The sequence below is a fragment of the uncultured Granulicatella sp. genome, assembly GCF_938030755.1.
GTDB lineage: Bacteria > Bacillota > Bacilli > Lactobacillales > Aerococcaceae > Granulicatella.
Genome location: NZ_CALHIF010000050.1, coordinates 1 through 15,133 on the forward strand (window position 1 = coordinate 1; position 15,133 = coordinate 15,133).

The window sequence follows — 15,133 nt, forward strand, 5'->3', positions numbered from 1 at the left end:
GCGGTACGCGAGCTGGGTTCAGAACGTCGTGAGACAGTTCGGTCCCTATCCGTCGCGGGCGTTGGAAATTTGAGAGGAGCTGTCCTTAGTACGAGAGGACCGGGATGGACACACCGCTGGTGTACCAGTTGTTCTGCCAAGAGCATCGCTGGGTAGCTATGTGTGGACGGGATAAACGCTGAAAGCATCTAAGCGTGAAGCCCCCCTCGAGATGAGATTTCCCATCACATACAGTGAGTAAGACCCCTGAGAGACGATCAGGTAGATAGGCTAGAAGTGGAAGTGCCGCGAGGCATGGAGCGGACTAGTACTAATCGGTCGAGGACTTAACCACGAGTTGTATAGCTGGTGAATTGATGGCGTTGGATATAGATTCAGTTTTGAAAGAACGAAAGTTTTTTCAGGAATAAAGTGTGGTGACGATGGCAAGAAGGATACACCTGTTCCCATCTCGAACACAGAAGTTAAGCTTCTTAGCGCCGATAGTAGTTGGGGGTTTCTCCCTGCGAGGGTAGGACGTTGCCACGCAAACTGTGTAAGCTGGGCCTTGTGCCCAGCTTATTTTGTAGAGATTTTTATGTTGAAGACGTTTTGTTTTATAGGAATTTTGAGAGGAAGTTTGCTATAATGAAACGGATGATAAAGGAGGAGGTAGAATGATGAAATGGATTAAGAATGCGATTGTTATAGCGTTTCTATTCGTTTTGACGGCTTGCGGGAAGAGTTTATCAACCGAAGCAGTGCAAGAACAAGTAGTCACTTCTGCTGACTCGATTTCAAATTATCATATTACCGTAAAGCAATCAGACTATAAAGAAGGGACGAAAACCCCTTCCGCCCAAACCATTGCCAGTGCGAGCGCTTGGAAAGATGGTACGGGATACGGTTCTAAAATCGATAAGACTTCCGGGAAAGTGACGAATCAACTCGAAGTGATTGCCGATGCGAATATTGGTTTTATTCGTTATTATCAAGATAAATGGGAACAAACGATTACAGCCACTTCAAGTTTACAAAACACGGTCGTTTTTCCATATGCCAAACTGACTCAATTTACAAAAGAAATCCATCAACTCGTTCCTTGGACGAAGGGGTGGCAAAATTATGAAAAATCCTATTCTGGAGATGATGAAACGATTCGCAAGGCGGTAACGTCCATTCTTGGAATTGCGACGAATGACACATCAAAAGTGGAGTTGAAAATTAAGACCGATGCCGCTGGAAATCTCATCACAAATGTCGAGATTAAAGTTGTCGATGAAGGCGAACAAACCCGCAAAGAATATACGATTGCGTACTTACAATTCAATGAACAACAAAAGAAAGCTTTGCCTAAGTAATGGCAGAGCTTTTTTCGTAAAATAAACCGGTATGACTACAAAAAAGAGTGTATTTTTGTTACAATAGAAAAGAACAAAATATTGCGAGAAATGAAGAACATTTTGTAGACATGCGAGAGGGAGAATGCTTGCATTCTCCCTTTTTTAGAACAAGAAACATGGAGGAAGAGTATGGGACGTGTAATATCCGTTGCCAATCAGAAAGGTGGAGTTGGAAAGACGACTTCAACCGTAAGTTTAGCGGCTGCGTTGGCGGTCAATGGCAAAAAAGTATTAATTATTGATAGTGACCCTCAAGGGAACGCAACAAGCGGTCTTGGCGTACAAAAAGGGGAACTTGAACAAGATGTATATGATGTTTTAGTCAACCAAGTACCAATGGCGGACGTGATTGTTCCGACGAGTCGTGAAAACTTGATGATCGCCCCTTCGACGATTCAGTTAGCAGGTGCAGAAATCGAGTTAACGAGTCAACCGCGCCGTGAGCAACGATTGAAAGAGGCTGTGAAGAAGATTAAAGACGATTATGATTATATTTTTATCGATTGTCCACCTTCACTTGGGCATTTAACGATGAATGCATTTACCGCTAGTGATACAGTATTAATTCCAGTGCAGTGCGAATATTATGCGTTAGAAGGGTTGTCACAACTGATGAACACGATTACGATGGTTCGCAAACACTTTAATCCTCATTTGAAAATTGAGGGCGTTCTTTTAACGATGTACGATGCGCGTACGAACTTAGGGAATGAAGTAAAAGAGGACGTGATTAAGTATTTCCGTGAGAAAGTCTATAAAACGATTATCCCTCGAAATGTCCGTCTATCTGAGGCGCCAAGTTATGGGCAAGCGATTGTGGACTATGACCCACGTTCTAGAGGAGCGGAAGTATACATGGAGTTAGCAAAGGAAGTGTTGGCACATGAGTAAAAACCAAAAAGGAAAAGGCCTTGGACGTGGAATCGATGCGCTCTTTATGAATGACTTAGATACCCTTGATGCCTTAGAACAAGTACAAGAAACCGAACAAATACAACAGATTGCTGTGTCAGAGATTCGTCCAAATCCTTATCAGCCGCGTAAAGAGTTTGATGAGGAAGGATTAGCAGAACTTGCGGAATCGATTCGCCAAAATGGAGTTTTCCAACCGATTATCGTTCGCAAATCTAAAATTAAAGGATATGAATTAGTTGCTGGGGAACGCCGTTTACGTGCATCGAAGCTAGCGGAGAAAGAAACGATTCCAGCCATTGTACGTGACTACTCAGAGGAAACGATGATTCAAATTGCAGTTGTTGAAAACTTACAACGCGAGAATTTGAAGCCTTTAGATGAAGCGATGGCGTATCGTACATTAATGGATTCATTGAAATTAAAACAAGAAGAAGTGGCCAGTCGCGTAGGGAAGAGTCGTTCATATGTGGCGAACTTCTTACGATTATTAACTTTGCCAGTGCCGGTACAAGAACTCGTACAAAATGGGTCTCTTTCAGCAGGACATGCACGTACGCTTCTTGGATTAAAAGATCAAACAAAAATTGGGGCTGTGGCTAAAAAGGCCGTGAAAGAAAATCTAACCGTTCGTGCCTTAGAAACTTTAGTCCAATCCATCAATGAACCTGTTAAGAAAACAACGAAGAAAATCCAAAAACCGAAAAAATCGATGTATATCGTTGAATCGGAAGAACGTTTAATGGATAAATTCGGAACAAGCGTGCAAATCGTTGAAAAAGGAGAACGTGGTAAAATCGAAATCGAGTATCTTTCTCAAAAAGATTTAACCCGTATTTTAGAAGTTTTAGAAATCGAATTGGACGATTAATAAAGGAGTCTTTATGAAAGCAGGAACAACGTATCAACTACACGATCATGTGGAAATGAAAAAGCCGCATGCGTGCCAAACGAATTCCTGGGAAATCATCCGTATGGGGATGGACATTCGTATCAAGTGTGATCACTGTGGTCAAATGGTCTTAATGCCAAGACGGGAATTCGAGAAGAAGATGAAAAAGGTGACGATTTCTGTTGCCGAAGAAAACAAATAAAGAAAGAGTGTGACAAATGGCCTTAACAGCTGGAATCGTCGGCTTACCAAACGTTGGGAAGTCAACATTATTTAATGCAATTACAAAAGCAGGGGTCGAAGCAGCGAACTATCCGTTTGCGACAATTGACCCAAATGTCGGGGTGGTAGAAGTACCAGACCTTCGTTTACAAAAACTAACAGAATTAGTCAAACCAAAGAAAACTGTCCCAACGACATTTGAATTTACAGATATCGCGGGAATCGTTAAAGGGGCAAGCCGTGGGGAAGGTCTTGGGAATAAATTCTTAAGCCATATCCGTCAAGTAGATGCGATTTGCCAAGTAGTTCGTTGTTTTGAAGACGAAAATATTACACACGTGGCAGGGAAAGTAGATCCAATCGCCGACATCGAAACAATCAACCTAGAATTAGTGTTGGCCGACCTTGAGTCAGTGGATAAACGGATTGCTCGTGTGGCAAAAATTGCGAAAACAAAAGACAAAGACGCGGTTGCAGAATTAGCAGTCTTAGAGAAAATCAAACCGGTGTTAGAAGAAGGGCAATTAGCGCGTACGATTGAATTTACCGATGAAGAACTTCCAATCGTGAAAGGTTTATTCCTTTTAACAACAAAACCAATGCTGTACATCGCAAACATCTCAGAAGATGACGTGATGGAAGGTGGCCATAATCAATACGTGCAATTAGTAGAAGACTATGCAGCCAAAGAAGATGCAGAAGTCGTTGTCATCTGTGCGAAAATTGAAGAAGAAGTGGCAGAACTTGAGGAAGAAGAAAAACAAGCCTTCCTAGAAGAGATGGGAATTGAAGTGTCAGGCTTAGACATCTTAATTCAAAAAGCGTATCACTTATTAGGCTTAGCGACTTACTTTACAGCTGGGGAGCAAGAAGTGCGCGCGTGGACATTCCGACGCGGCATGAAAGCTCCGCAATGTGCGGGAATCATCCACTCAGACTTCGAACGTGGATTCATCCGTGCCGAAACGGTTGCTTATGCAGACCTACTTGAATACGGTAGCATGACCGCTGCAAAAGAAAACGGAAAAGTTCGTCAAGAAGGTAAAGAATATGTCGTGCAAGACGGCGACGTTATGCTCTTTAGATTTAATGTGTAAGGATATCGGAGGATTGTAGTATGTCAGAACAAAACGTACCAGTAGAAGAACAAGTATCAGTTGATACATTGAAAGCAGAATTAACAAACAAAAATGAACAATACGTATTCCAATTAGAACGTGAATTAAAAGCAGCAGGATTTGAAGGGGCACAAATCGAGAAAGAATTAGCCCTTATGCTTCCTCAAATCATCGAACATCAAAAATCAGGGGTGACTGCACGTCAATTATTCGGAACAGTAACGGAACGCGTGCATGCGATTGTAGACGGACCTGCTAAAGATCCAGATGCAAAATCTCCAGATTGGCAAATCGCTTTAGATGGTGGTTTATTAGTAGGCGGTTTATTCGCTCTAGTAACAGGAGTGATGTTGATGTTAAATCCAGACTCAGGTTCACAACCAATGGGATTATTGACATTAATTATCAATTTTATCGCAGGCGCTTTTGTAATGTTAGCTATTTCGAAAAATGCTCCTAAATTTGACAATCCAAAAGGTCAACGTGGATATATTCGTTACTTAGTGGTCAGTACGGTGGCAATGGTTGCTTGGTTACTCTTAGTCGTAGCAAGCCAATCCTTCATTCCAAATTCCATCAATCTTGTAATGAGTTACGAATGGTATTTATTCATTGGAGCGGCAGCATTAGCGGCTAAATTCTACTTGAAGAAAAAATTAAATATTGTTGGATCAGTAATGTAGGAGAGTACAAACAAGTGTGAGATGATGGCGAAGTTCCTTCGTGGACAATCCCGCAGTGATTTCACACTTTTTTGATAGTGTAGAGGTGAAAACATGAATCGAAAAATACGTTATATCATTACGTTTTTATTAGGATTAGTGGCCTTCTTTGGACTTAGTTCGAGTGTCGATGCTCGTAGCTTAAAAGTAGACAAGTACGATATCACCGCGAATATTTTAGAAAACGGCGATGTTGAGTTTCAAGAAAAAATTACGTTTCATGCAGATGGTTCTTATAATGGGGTGTTCTATAATTTAGATTACTTTGGGTTTAGGGAACCTACGAATGTAGCTGCGTTTTTGGACACGGCTTCTGGAACGGTAGAAATGCCTCAAAATTCAACGGGAACGAGTGGCACCTATCAGCTGACTCATGAAGGGGGCAAATTGAAATTTAAAGTCTTCACACCGCTTTCGAATTCGAGAAGAACCATTACCTTCCAATATACAATTCCAAAATTAATTACAAATTACCAAGACACAGCGGAATTAAACCGTAAAGTCGTTGGTACGGAGTGGGAAATCGACCAAGAAAACATCACGGTCAAGGTGAATCTTCCAGGAAATGCGTCTAAAGAAACGCTTCGTGCGTGGGGACACGGGGCGGGACAAAACGGGAATGTAAAAATTGCTGATGATTACAAGTCCGTGACCTTCACAGCTCCTTCTAACAACAGTGGAGATTTCGTTGAAGTGCATATGATTTTCCCACAAACATTGACTCCAGGTAATACCAATGTAGTGAACCGAAAAGCCTTTGATGAGATTGTGGCGCAAGAAGAAAAATTGTTGCAACAAGAAGAAGGCATGAAGACGCTAGGGTCTATCGGTGTGTATATCGGTTGGATACTGATGGTTGTGAACTTAATCTTTGCATGGGTTAAAGGCTTTATTGCTAACCGTAAGAGACTGCAAAAAGTTCCTCACGTTCCAGATCATCTCTTTGAAATTCCTGAAGATATTACTCCGGCTATTATGAACAAAGCGATTTATGGCAAGAGTACAATGAAAGATTTAAGTGCAACGGTCATGGATTTAGTCCGCAAGAAGATTTTAACCTTGTCGGAAACACAACCACATGAAATTAAACTCGTTGGAGATGTATCGAAACTTCTTCGTCACGAGAAATTAGCAGTGAAATTGCTCTTTGAAGACGTGGGTGGCGGAGATGATACCATCTTCCTAAAAGATATTAAAGAATACGCTGAAGATCATCCGAAAGCGTATTATAATGCAGCCACTAGTTGGTTGAATGCGGTCGATACGGCTGCAGAAAAACATCGCGTCGATCGTTTTACAAAAGGAGAACCAGAAGCTAGAAATTATTTTGCAGGTTGTTTTGTATTCCTACTTGTAGCAGCCACTTTCGGTTTAAGCCTTTTAAGTAAGAACCCAGTATTGGCTGCCCTTACGTTTATCTTTGCCCTTGTTTTCATTCCTCTGACATTAATCGGAGGAGGAGCAGCAGCGAAGAGACGTACGCTGGAAGGTGAGTACCGTTACCGTCAATGGCAAGCCTTTAAACAAATGCTTAAAGACCTCTCCCCAATGAAGAGAATTGAAGATTTACCAAGTATTCAACTGTGGGATCACTTCTTAGTTTATGCTATTTCTTTAGGCGTAGCGGAACATGTGATTAAAGTGTTGAAGAAATTAATACCAGACCAACTACCAGACAGTGTGTTCTATTCAAGTCAAACAGGAACAATTTATTATCCTATTGCGGACTTTAATAGTGCCTTCTCAAGCTCATACAACAGTTCTAGCTCTTATGTGAATGGAGGTAGCAACTCTGGCGGGTTCGGCGGAGGATTCTCTGGCGGATCGAGCGGCGGTAGTGGTGGAGGATCCGGCGGTGGCGGATTCTAATGAAGGAGAATTTATGTTAAACGAAATGATGCACAGACCCGTTGTCAAACCGGAACTGGTCGAGTACATGCGCACAAGTCAACGCCGTTTTCCGGGGGCCTTAGGCGAATTAGAAAATATGGCTAATGAATTAGGAATTCCCATTATTCCTCATGAAACAGCCGTTTTCCTAGATTTTATAGTTGGACTAACCCAACCGAAGAATATTTTAGAAATTGGGACAGCAGTCGGATTTTCAGCGAGTCTAATGGCTACAGCTTCACCACAGGCAAAAGTAACGACCATTGACCGCTATGAGTTAATGTATAGCCGTGCCAAAGCAAACTTTGAGAAATTAGGCTTAGCCGACCGAATCACCCAATTGGAAGGCGATGCAGCCGATATTCTACCAACACTAGAACAAGCAAAATATGACTTCCTCTTTATGGACAGTGCCAAAGCAAAATATATTGAGTTCTTCCCATATTGCATGGACGTGCTAGAAGTAGGCGGCGTGCTGGTGGTGGATGATATTTTCCAAGGAGGAACGATTTTAGAAGATGTGATGGAGCGCCCAAGACGTGTGCGCAAAATTCATCGCCGTCTCAATATGTTCCTTGATTTAGTGCAAAGTGATCCAACCTTAAAATCGACTTTACTTCCTTTAGGGGATGGAATTATTATGATTCAAAAAATGGAAGAAAAAGATTTTAAATATATTTTAGAAGACTTGTAAATTAATCATGGAAATATGGCTTGAAAAGTTTTACAATAAGTAAGAATGACAAAGAAAGGAAGTTTTACAATGACAGATAAAGTGCGTGTACGTTATGCACCAAGTCCAACAGGGCACTTACACATCGGGAATGCTCGTACAGCCCTATTTAACTATTTATTCGCGAGACATTATGGTGGAGAGTTCATCATCCGTATCGAGGATACTGACCGCAAGAGAAATCTTGAGCACGGAGAAGAAAGCCAATTAGAAAACTTAACTTGGCTTGGAATGGATTGGGATGAAGGTCCAGATAAACCAGGAAAATACGGTCCTTACCGTCAATCAGAACGTGAACACATTTATAATCCACTCATCGAGCAATTAATTGCTGAAGACAAAGCGTATAAATGCTATATGACAGAGGAAGAATTGGAAGCAGAACGTGAAGCGCAACGTGCTCGTGGCGAAATGCCTCACTATAGCGGGCAACATGCTCACTTAACACAAGAGCAACGTGACGCTTTTGAAGCAGAAGGACGCACTCCTGTTGTTCGTTTCCGTGTTCCAAAGACTGGTACCTATGCTTTTGATGATATCGTTAAAGGTGAAATCTCATTCGAGTCTACAAGCGTCGGTGGAGACTTCGTTATCTTAAAACGTGACGGAATGCCAACATACAACTTTGCAGTAGCAGTGGATGACCACTTTATGGAAATCACTCATGTTTTACGTGGAGATGACCATATTGCCAACACTCCAAAACAATTAATGATTTACGAAGCGTTTGGTTGGGAACCACCACGTTTTGGACATATGACATTAATTATTAATACGGAAACAGGTAAAAAATTATCAAAACGTGATGAATCAATCCTACAATTCATCGAACAATATAAAGACTTAGGGTACTTGCCAGAAGCGATGTTCAACTTTATCGCGCTTCTAGGATGGTCTCCTCAAGGTGAACATGAAATCTTCAGCCGTGAAGAATTCATCGAAATCTTCGACGAAAAACGTCTTGGTAAATCACCAGCAGCTTTCGATCCGAAGAAATTAGAATGGATTAACAACACATACGTGAAGAAAACTCCATTAGAAGAAGTGGCTGAAATGGCGATTGCGCAATTGAAAAAAGCGGGAATCGTATCGGAAGAAGTTTCTCCTGAAGAACATGCATGGTTACTAAAATTAGTGGCGTTGTACCACGACCAAATGAGCTACATGAATGAAATCGTTGCTTTATCAACATTATTCTTCAGAAAAGATTTCGAAGTGGAAAATGACGAAGCAAAAGAAGTGCTTCAAGGTGAAACTGTTCCAACGGTATTGAATGCTTTTATGTCTAAATTAGAAGCGATGGAAACATTCGATGAGCCAAGTATTTTGGCAGCGATTAAAGAGGTTCAAAAGGAAACTGGCGTGAAGGGTAAAAACTTGTTTATGCCAATTCGTGTGGCAACAAGCGGGCAAACACACGGGCCGGCTATCGGTAAGACGATTGAGTTGCTTGGAAGAGAACGCAGCATTGCACACATCCAAGCTGCACTTGCTCTTATTAAATAAAAGCTGACAGAAAGGGTTAACGCAAACTGCGTTAACTCTTTTTTATTTTTAAAACAAAAGGCCCTTTGGGCCTGATATTCTTCAAAATCTTCGGATATCTTCATAATAGCGGTAATGGGGTACCGGTTCGAGCCTAGGGTCTCTCACCTTTAAAGCCTCAAAAAGGGAGTAAGGGATAAATTCCTAACTCCCTTTAATTCGCATTTAATACGATTTCCCATTACTGCTATTATAGAATCCGAGATTTTTCCGAATATCAGGCCTCAAGGGGGAAGGATAAATAAAAAGGTTAATCCTTTCTTGAAAAAGAGAGTGCAACAGGTGTGTGCATACCACGTTCTCTGGCGCTGGGAAGGGAGAGCATGAAGTGTGTGCTGGGAGGGGAAGAGAACGTAAGGTGCGAGGGGAAGGGGAAACATATGGTGTGTGCGTAAAAGACACAAACAGGGAAGGCGCTGGAAGGAAAGAAAAAGGGCAAAGAAAAAACGGATGAGGGTTCATCCGTTTTGTTGTATTTTGTGACAGAAGAAGGTGAGTGAGAGTAGGTCTGCGCTACCTCCAGGGCTGAGGTTACGCTCGATAAGGACGTTGTCGTAGTCTTCTAATTTGGAGACAAGCTCTTCTTCTGAGAGCGTTTGGGCTTCGTCAAAGAGGAGTTTGGCTTCTTGTTGGACCTTCTTATACGCTTCGATTCCGCCGCGGTGAATAATGTTTCCGTCTTCGACAAAGCTCATTAGATACAGAAGAAGGAGTAAGTCGCGGTGACGTTTGGATAAATGTTCTATCGATTGGTAGTAGTCCAGCGCTTTTGCAAGGCTTGGGTAGCCAGTTGCTGCTTCGCCTCGGATTCCTGTGATGCCATGTTCAATGTAGAGTTTTTCCCCATACGAAAGATGTTCTTTTCGGTCGAGATTGGCAAAATCCACTTCAATGAGATGGCGCGTCATGAGATGGCAGTAGTGCAAAGCTTCTGGAATGTTGCCTTTTGTATGTGCGGTGGCACCTAAAATCAGGGCAAAGGAGAAGTTGGCTCCTTTATGGGTATTGATATGGTTTGTGGCAGCCATCATCGCGTCTTCGGCTTGTTTTCCAAGGGCGCGGAGCTCGTTAAATAAGTCGAGTGGAGTGCCGTCGTGGTTCTCTCCTGCTTTGGCGTAGGCGAGTAAATAAGGACGGAGCGCTTCGATACTTTTGTAGAAGGTGTCCTTTGTCATATCTTTATGAGCGCCGGTGGAAATCGGATCGACGAGCCCTGGTTTTGGCGCAAGATTCACTTCTTGAAGAAGGGCGTCCGTTGCCGCTTGTGCTAAAAACTCAGGATTAATCAATGTGTAATGTCTCCATTTGTTTTAGGATAAATTTCAATGAACGGTCTAAGTGCTCATGTGTAATGAGTGTGATTTGTTCCACATCTTTGTTAAGCATTCCGCGATAAATGAGTTTGTGTTCGTTCAGCGCTTTTGTGCGGCGTTCTGATGAACGAATCGATAAGTCACGGAAGTATATCACGTAAGTACGGAGTTCGTTGACGATTTCTTTTAGACGAGTCATTTGACATTTTTCGTAAATAAAATCATTAAAGGTTGTGAAGTTAGCCAGTACTTCATCTACTTTATCTTCAGCGTTTAGTTTATCGCACTCTTCTAAGATGGCTGCGAGCTCTTCGAAATCTTTCTTCGTCATGAGCTTCATAGCATTAATGGTTGCTAAGGTGTCGAGGGACTTTCTAATTTCAAAGATCTCATGGGCGTCTTTGATAGAAATTCCTTTTACAATAACGCCAATTTTAGGAATGTGTTCTACTAACAATTCTTTCGTTAATTCATTTAAGGCGTATCGAATAGGAGTTCTGCTGATATTTAACTCAGTCGAAAACTCTTTTTCGTTAATTCTTGTGCCGGCAGGAATCTCCCCTAAAATAATCGTTTTACGAAATGCTTCGTAGAGCGAAATTTTAAGAGGTTTATTTTGGGTAATATCTAAATTTTTCTTTACCGCTTGAATAATCGCTGACATAGTAGCCTCCTGGAAATTATTGTAAATATCAGAATAAGTATAAACGAAAAAAAAGTAAAATGCACAAAAAAAGACTTGTTAGGGCAAGCCTTGACAAGTCTTTTTCACAAATTCAATTGTTTAATTATTGTGGTAAGTATAATGGCATGTGACCCATTAATACGATTGTTACAACGAAGATTACGAAGACAACAGCAGCGTATTTAGCTGATTCTTTTTGCCATTCACCCATGTCTAATCCTGTTAGACGTAATAGTAAGTAGATGAACGCTACTAATGGGCTTAATAAGTGGAATGCTTGACCCATTAATGAAGCTAATGCCATTTGCATATCAGTGAATCCATATTGGCGTCCGATTTCTGCGAATGGAATTAATACTCCATAGTAGAAGCCATCGTTTGTTAAGAAGAATGTACCAGGAACTGAGATAATTGCGATAATTAATGACCAGAATCCCGCTAATTGTTGAGGGATGATTTGAACGATGCTGTTTGTTAAAGCAGTCGCCATTCCAGTTCCTTGGAATAATCCCATGAATACTCCAGCAGCAAATACAAGTAATACTACTTGTACAGCGTCCCCAGCGTTGTCCCCAATACGTTTTGCTTGAGCTTTTAAGTCTGGGTAGTTGATCATTAAGGCTAAACCTGTACCAACTAAGAATAATACAACTGGTTTCACTTCGATTGCATCGATAAATGAACCTGCTACTAACCAACCGATTAATACGATTGTCAAGATAGCGTTGATAACGAAGTTTTGTGGACGACGTTTTTCTAACACTTCTGGATCAGTGATTGTTGTTAATTCGTCTAATTCAGCATCTGTTAATTCTTGGATTCCTAAACGTGCACGTTCTTTTTTACCCATTGAGCGAGCAACAATGAAGATTACGTAAAGTGCTGAAAGAATCATCCCTGGTGCTAAGTAACCTAGGATATCTGCTTCTACACCAAGAACTGACATTGCACGAGCAGTAGGTCCGCCCCATGGTAATAAGTTCATGATTGTGTTTTGTAAGATAACAAGAACCCCTAAGTTCATTAATTTCATGTCTAATTTTTTGTAAATTGGCACGAAAGCTGAGCAGCAGATTAATGTAGTTGTAGTTCCGTCACCGTTTAATGATACGGCAGCAGCAACAATAGCAGTAGCCATCAATACTTTCATTGGGTCGCCTTTAGCGAAGCGAATCATTTTGTTAGTGATTGGATCGAATAATCCAGCGTCTAACATTGTAGAGAAGTAAAGGATTGCGAATAGAAGCATAACCCCTGTTTCAGCAGTTCCTTTCATCGCTGTTAATTTATCTTTTGAGTTATTTCCGAATAACCCTTGGCGAATTAATGTACCGATGTTTACGTCTTGGACTTGACCTGTAGCAACTAAAATAATTGCAAAAATTAATGGGATTAATACTAGAGCTGTAAATGGTGACATTTTTTTCTTCATGATAATGTACATGAAAATTGCCATCATTACATAAGCTGCAACTGTGATAACCATCATATCTTCCTTTCTTTTTTGAAAAATTTTTATAATAGCAGGAGAATCGTTCAGTCGCTAAAACCTGAAGGGCTCTCCACGAACTCACTTCAAAAATGAATTCGTTTACTTATAGCGATATCTTAAACAATATTTAATAAAAAAGATAGTGTTTTCATATCGAAAAACAATAAAAAAACAGTTTAATGTGACAAAATGAACATAAGCTTTATATCGAAATTATAATAAAACACCAAAAGAACAGGAAAAGCCTCATTTTATATTTCTGGAATGATAGTGTTTTCTGTATAATAATTCTATGCAGATTATGTTGGGAAGGGAGTGAAGGAATGGGAATTCTCCAACGATTATTTGGCAAAAAGAGTTCTGAAGCAACGGAACACGCATCAATGCAGCCTGCATCCCCTCAATCGGAATGGGAAAAATTAGAAGCTTTTGTACCGGTAGAAGCAGAAGAAGCTAAACACGTTTCAATCATTGCGGCAGCGATTGCGGCCTCAGATTACCCAGAAAGCCAATTTGTGGTTAAACGCGTCCTTAAACGCAACCCAGAAACCAAGATTATCTCGGTTATCGCTTCGGCAATTGCTGCAGGCGAATCAAATGACAGTCAGTGGGCTGTTAAAGAAATCTACCAAAAGCGCAAATCATAATTTTTTTAGGAGGAATATTACGAAATGTTACGTAAATTCAAAATCAAAGTAGACGGTCAAGAGTACCAAGTAGAAATGGAAGAAATCGGCGCAGTTGCATCCCCTGCTCCTGTAGCACCAGTTGCTTCCCCAGCGGCTCCAGCCGCACCAGCAGTAGAAGCAGCTCCTGCACCAGCAGCTCCTGTAGCATCTACACCAGCAGGCGCAGATGCAATGCCATCTCCAATGCCAGGAAATATCTTACGTGTACTTGTAAACGTAGGGGATACAGTTACTGAAAACCAACCATTAATGATTTTAGAAGCGATGAAAATGGAAAACGAAATCGTTGCAGCTAAAGCAGGGGTTGTAGCAGGAATTCATGTTAAAGAAGGTCAAGTGGTAAACCCAGGAGACGCTTTAATTACAATTAACTAATTATATTGAAATTCAAGGAGTGAAACAGTGGAAACATTAGTTCAAAATGTAATGTCTATTACGGGTGGCCAAATCTTCATGATGCTTGTCGGTGCCCTATTAATGTACTTAGGGATTAAAAAAGAGTACGAACCAACATTATTAGTACCAATGGGATTAGGTACAATCTTAGTAAACTTCCCAGGGACTGGGGTTCTTGACCAAGTCGTTGGCGGACAACAACAACACGGGGTCTTACAAATCTTATTCGAAATCGGTATCGAAACTGAATTATTCCCATTATTAATCTTCATCGGTATCGGTGCGATGATCGACTTTGGACCATTATTACAAAACCCATTCATGTTATTATTCGGTGCAGCAGCACAATTTGGTATTTTCTTTGTTGTTGTTGTAGCAGTATTATTCGGATTCGATATTCGTGAAGCTGCTTCAATCGGTATTATCGGTGCGGCAGACGGTCCTACTTCTATCTTCGTAGCGAACCAATTAGCACCGCAATTACTTGGAGCGATTACGGTTGCGGCCTACTCATACATGGCTCTTGTTCCAATTATCCAACCAATCGCTATCAAGATGGTTACAACGAAAGCAGAACGTCGTATTCGTATGACATACCACGCTTCAGGCGTATCTAAATTAACGAAAATCTTATTCCCAATCATTATCACAATTGTGGCAGGGTTCATTGCTCCAATTTCATTACCACTTGTTGGTTTCTTAATGTTCGGTAACTTATTACGCGAATGTGGCGTTTTAGATAACTTATCTCAAGCCGCTCAAAACGAATTAGTAAACATTGTTTCTATTCTATTAGGGATTACCATCTCAGTTAAAATGCAAGCTGATTTATTCTTAAATGTTCAAACATTAATGATCATCTTGTTCGGTTTAGTAGCCTTCATCATGGACTCAATCGGTGGTGTTGTGTTTGCTAAGATCTTGAACTTATTCCGTAGAGAAAAAATCAACCCAATGATTGGAGCTGCAGGTATTTCTGCATTCCCAATGTCAAGTCGTGTTATCCAAAAAATGGCGACAGACGAAGATCCTCAAAACTTCATCTTAATGTACGCTGTTGGAGCTAACGTTTCTGGACAAATCGCTTCTGTTATTGCTGGTGGATTATTATTATCATTCTTCATGTAATAATATAGAAGGAA

15 protein-coding genes and 2 rRNA genes are annotated in these 15,133 nt (G+C 41.0%); 14 read left to right on the forward strand and 3 right to left on the reverse strand.

Annotation, left to right across the window (positions count from 1 at the left end; translation table 11 throughout):
- From Q0594_RS05035 to gltX, 11 genes are all read left to right on the forward strand, one after another.
- Positions 1 to 334 (forward strand): 23S ribosomal RNA (locus tag Q0594_RS05035); the annotation flags it as partial.
- Positions 335 to 412: 78 nt separating this feature from the next.
- A 5S ribosomal RNA gene (gene rrf / locus Q0594_RS05040) occupies positions 413 to 528 on the forward strand.
- A gap of 128 nt (positions 529 to 656) precedes the next feature.
- Positions 657 to 1,340 carry a hypothetical protein gene (locus Q0594_RS05045; protein ID WP_298730176.1) on the forward strand — a complete coding sequence of 228 codons (684 nt, stop codon included), beginning with the start codon at positions 657 to 659 and terminating at the stop codon, positions 1,338 to 1,340.
- A gap of 171 nt (positions 1,341 to 1,511) precedes the next feature.
- Positions 1,512 to 2,273: an AAA family ATPase gene (locus Q0594_RS05050; RefSeq protein WP_005607902.1), complete on the forward strand. Its 762-nt coding sequence runs from the start codon at positions 1,512 to 1,514 to the stop codon at positions 2,271 to 2,273.
- The gene (locus Q0594_RS05055) at positions 2,266 to 3,165 is read left to right on the forward strand and encodes a ParB/RepB/Spo0J family partition protein (RefSeq protein WP_298730179.1); all 900 of its coding nucleotides are present in this window, start codon (positions 2,266 to 2,268) and stop codon (positions 3,163 to 3,165) included. Before Q0594_RS05050 ends, Q0594_RS05055 begins: the two co-directional genes overlap by 8 nt.
- Positions 3,166 to 3,178: 13 nt before the next feature.
- Positions 3,179 to 3,388 carry a DUF951 domain-containing protein gene (locus Q0594_RS05060; RefSeq protein ID WP_005607897.1) on the forward strand — a complete coding sequence of 70 codons (210 nt, stop codon included), beginning with the start codon at positions 3,179 to 3,181 and terminating at the stop codon, positions 3,386 to 3,388.
- Positions 3,389 to 3,404: 16 nt separating this feature from the next.
- The gene (gene ychF, locus Q0594_RS05065) at positions 3,405 to 4,505 is read left to right on the forward strand and encodes a redox-regulated ATPase YchF (RefSeq protein ID WP_005607895.1); all 1,101 of its coding nucleotides are present in this window, start codon (positions 3,405 to 3,407) and stop codon (positions 4,503 to 4,505) included.
- A gap of 20 nt (positions 4,506 to 4,525) precedes the next feature.
- Positions 4,526 to 5,209, forward strand: a complete 684-nt coding sequence (locus tag Q0594_RS05070) for a DUF1129 family protein (RefSeq protein WP_298730181.1) — start codon at positions 4,526 to 4,528, stop codon at positions 5,207 to 5,209.
- 93 nt (positions 5,210 to 5,302) lie between these two features.
- Positions 5,303 to 7,117: a DUF2207 domain-containing protein gene (locus Q0594_RS05075; protein WP_298730182.1), complete on the forward strand. Its 1,815-nt coding sequence runs from the start codon at positions 5,303 to 5,305 to the stop codon at positions 7,115 to 7,117.
- A 13-nt stretch (positions 7,118 to 7,130) separates the two neighbouring features.
- The gene (locus Q0594_RS05080) at positions 7,131 to 7,832 is read left to right on the forward strand and encodes an O-methyltransferase (RefSeq protein ID WP_298730220.1); all 702 of its coding nucleotides are present in this window, start codon (positions 7,131 to 7,133) and stop codon (positions 7,830 to 7,832) included.
- A 69-nt stretch (positions 7,833 to 7,901) separates the two neighbouring features.
- Positions 7,902 to 9,377, forward strand: a complete 1,476-nt coding sequence (gene gltX, locus Q0594_RS05085) for a glutamate--tRNA ligase (RefSeq protein WP_298730183.1) — start codon at positions 7,902 to 7,904, stop codon at positions 9,375 to 9,377.
- A gap of 497 nt (positions 9,378 to 9,874) precedes the next feature.
- On the opposite strand, the gene citG is transcribed toward gltX, so the two are convergent.
- From citG to Q0594_RS05100, 3 genes are all read right to left on the reverse strand, one after another.
- Complete coding sequence (citG, locus tag Q0594_RS05090; protein WP_298730184.1) at positions 9,875 to 10,705, reverse strand: triphosphoribosyl-dephospho-CoA synthase CitG; 831 nt, start codon at positions 10,703 to 10,705, stop codon at positions 9,875 to 9,877.
- Positions 10,698 to 11,393, reverse strand: coding sequence for a GntR family transcriptional regulator (locus Q0594_RS05095; protein ID WP_298730185.1), 696 nt, complete (start codon positions 11,391 to 11,393; stop codon positions 10,698 to 10,700). The genes citG and Q0594_RS05095 overlap by 8 nt, the downstream gene beginning before the upstream one ends.
- A 124-nt stretch (positions 11,394 to 11,517) precedes the next feature.
- Complete coding sequence (locus tag Q0594_RS05100) at positions 11,518 to 12,900, reverse strand: citrate:proton symporter (protein WP_298730186.1); 1,383 nt, start codon at positions 12,898 to 12,900, stop codon at positions 11,518 to 11,520.
- A gap of 329 nt (positions 12,901 to 13,229) precedes the next feature.
- Between Q0594_RS05100 and Q0594_RS05105 the strand changes: the two genes are divergently transcribed.
- From Q0594_RS05105 to Q0594_RS05115, 3 genes are read left to right on the forward strand one after another with little or no spacing between them, the layout of a single operon-like run.
- On the forward strand, positions 13,230 to 13,553 hold the full coding sequence (locus Q0594_RS05105; RefSeq protein ID WP_298730187.1) for a hypothetical protein: 324 nt from the start codon (positions 13,230 to 13,232) through the stop codon (positions 13,551 to 13,553).
- Positions 13,554 to 13,577: 24 nt separating this feature from the next.
- Positions 13,578 to 13,970 (forward strand): acetyl-CoA carboxylase biotin carboxyl carrier protein subunit, encoded by a 393-nt coding sequence (locus Q0594_RS05110; protein WP_298730189.1) that lies wholly within the window; start codon positions 13,578 to 13,580, stop codon positions 13,968 to 13,970.
- 27 nt (positions 13,971 to 13,997) lie between these two features.
- On the forward strand, positions 13,998 to 15,119 hold the full coding sequence (locus Q0594_RS05115) for a sodium ion-translocating decarboxylase subunit beta (protein ID WP_005607865.1): 1,122 nt from the start codon (positions 13,998 to 14,000) through the stop codon (positions 15,117 to 15,119).
- The last annotated feature ends 14 nt before the right edge of the window (positions 15,120 to 15,133 follow it).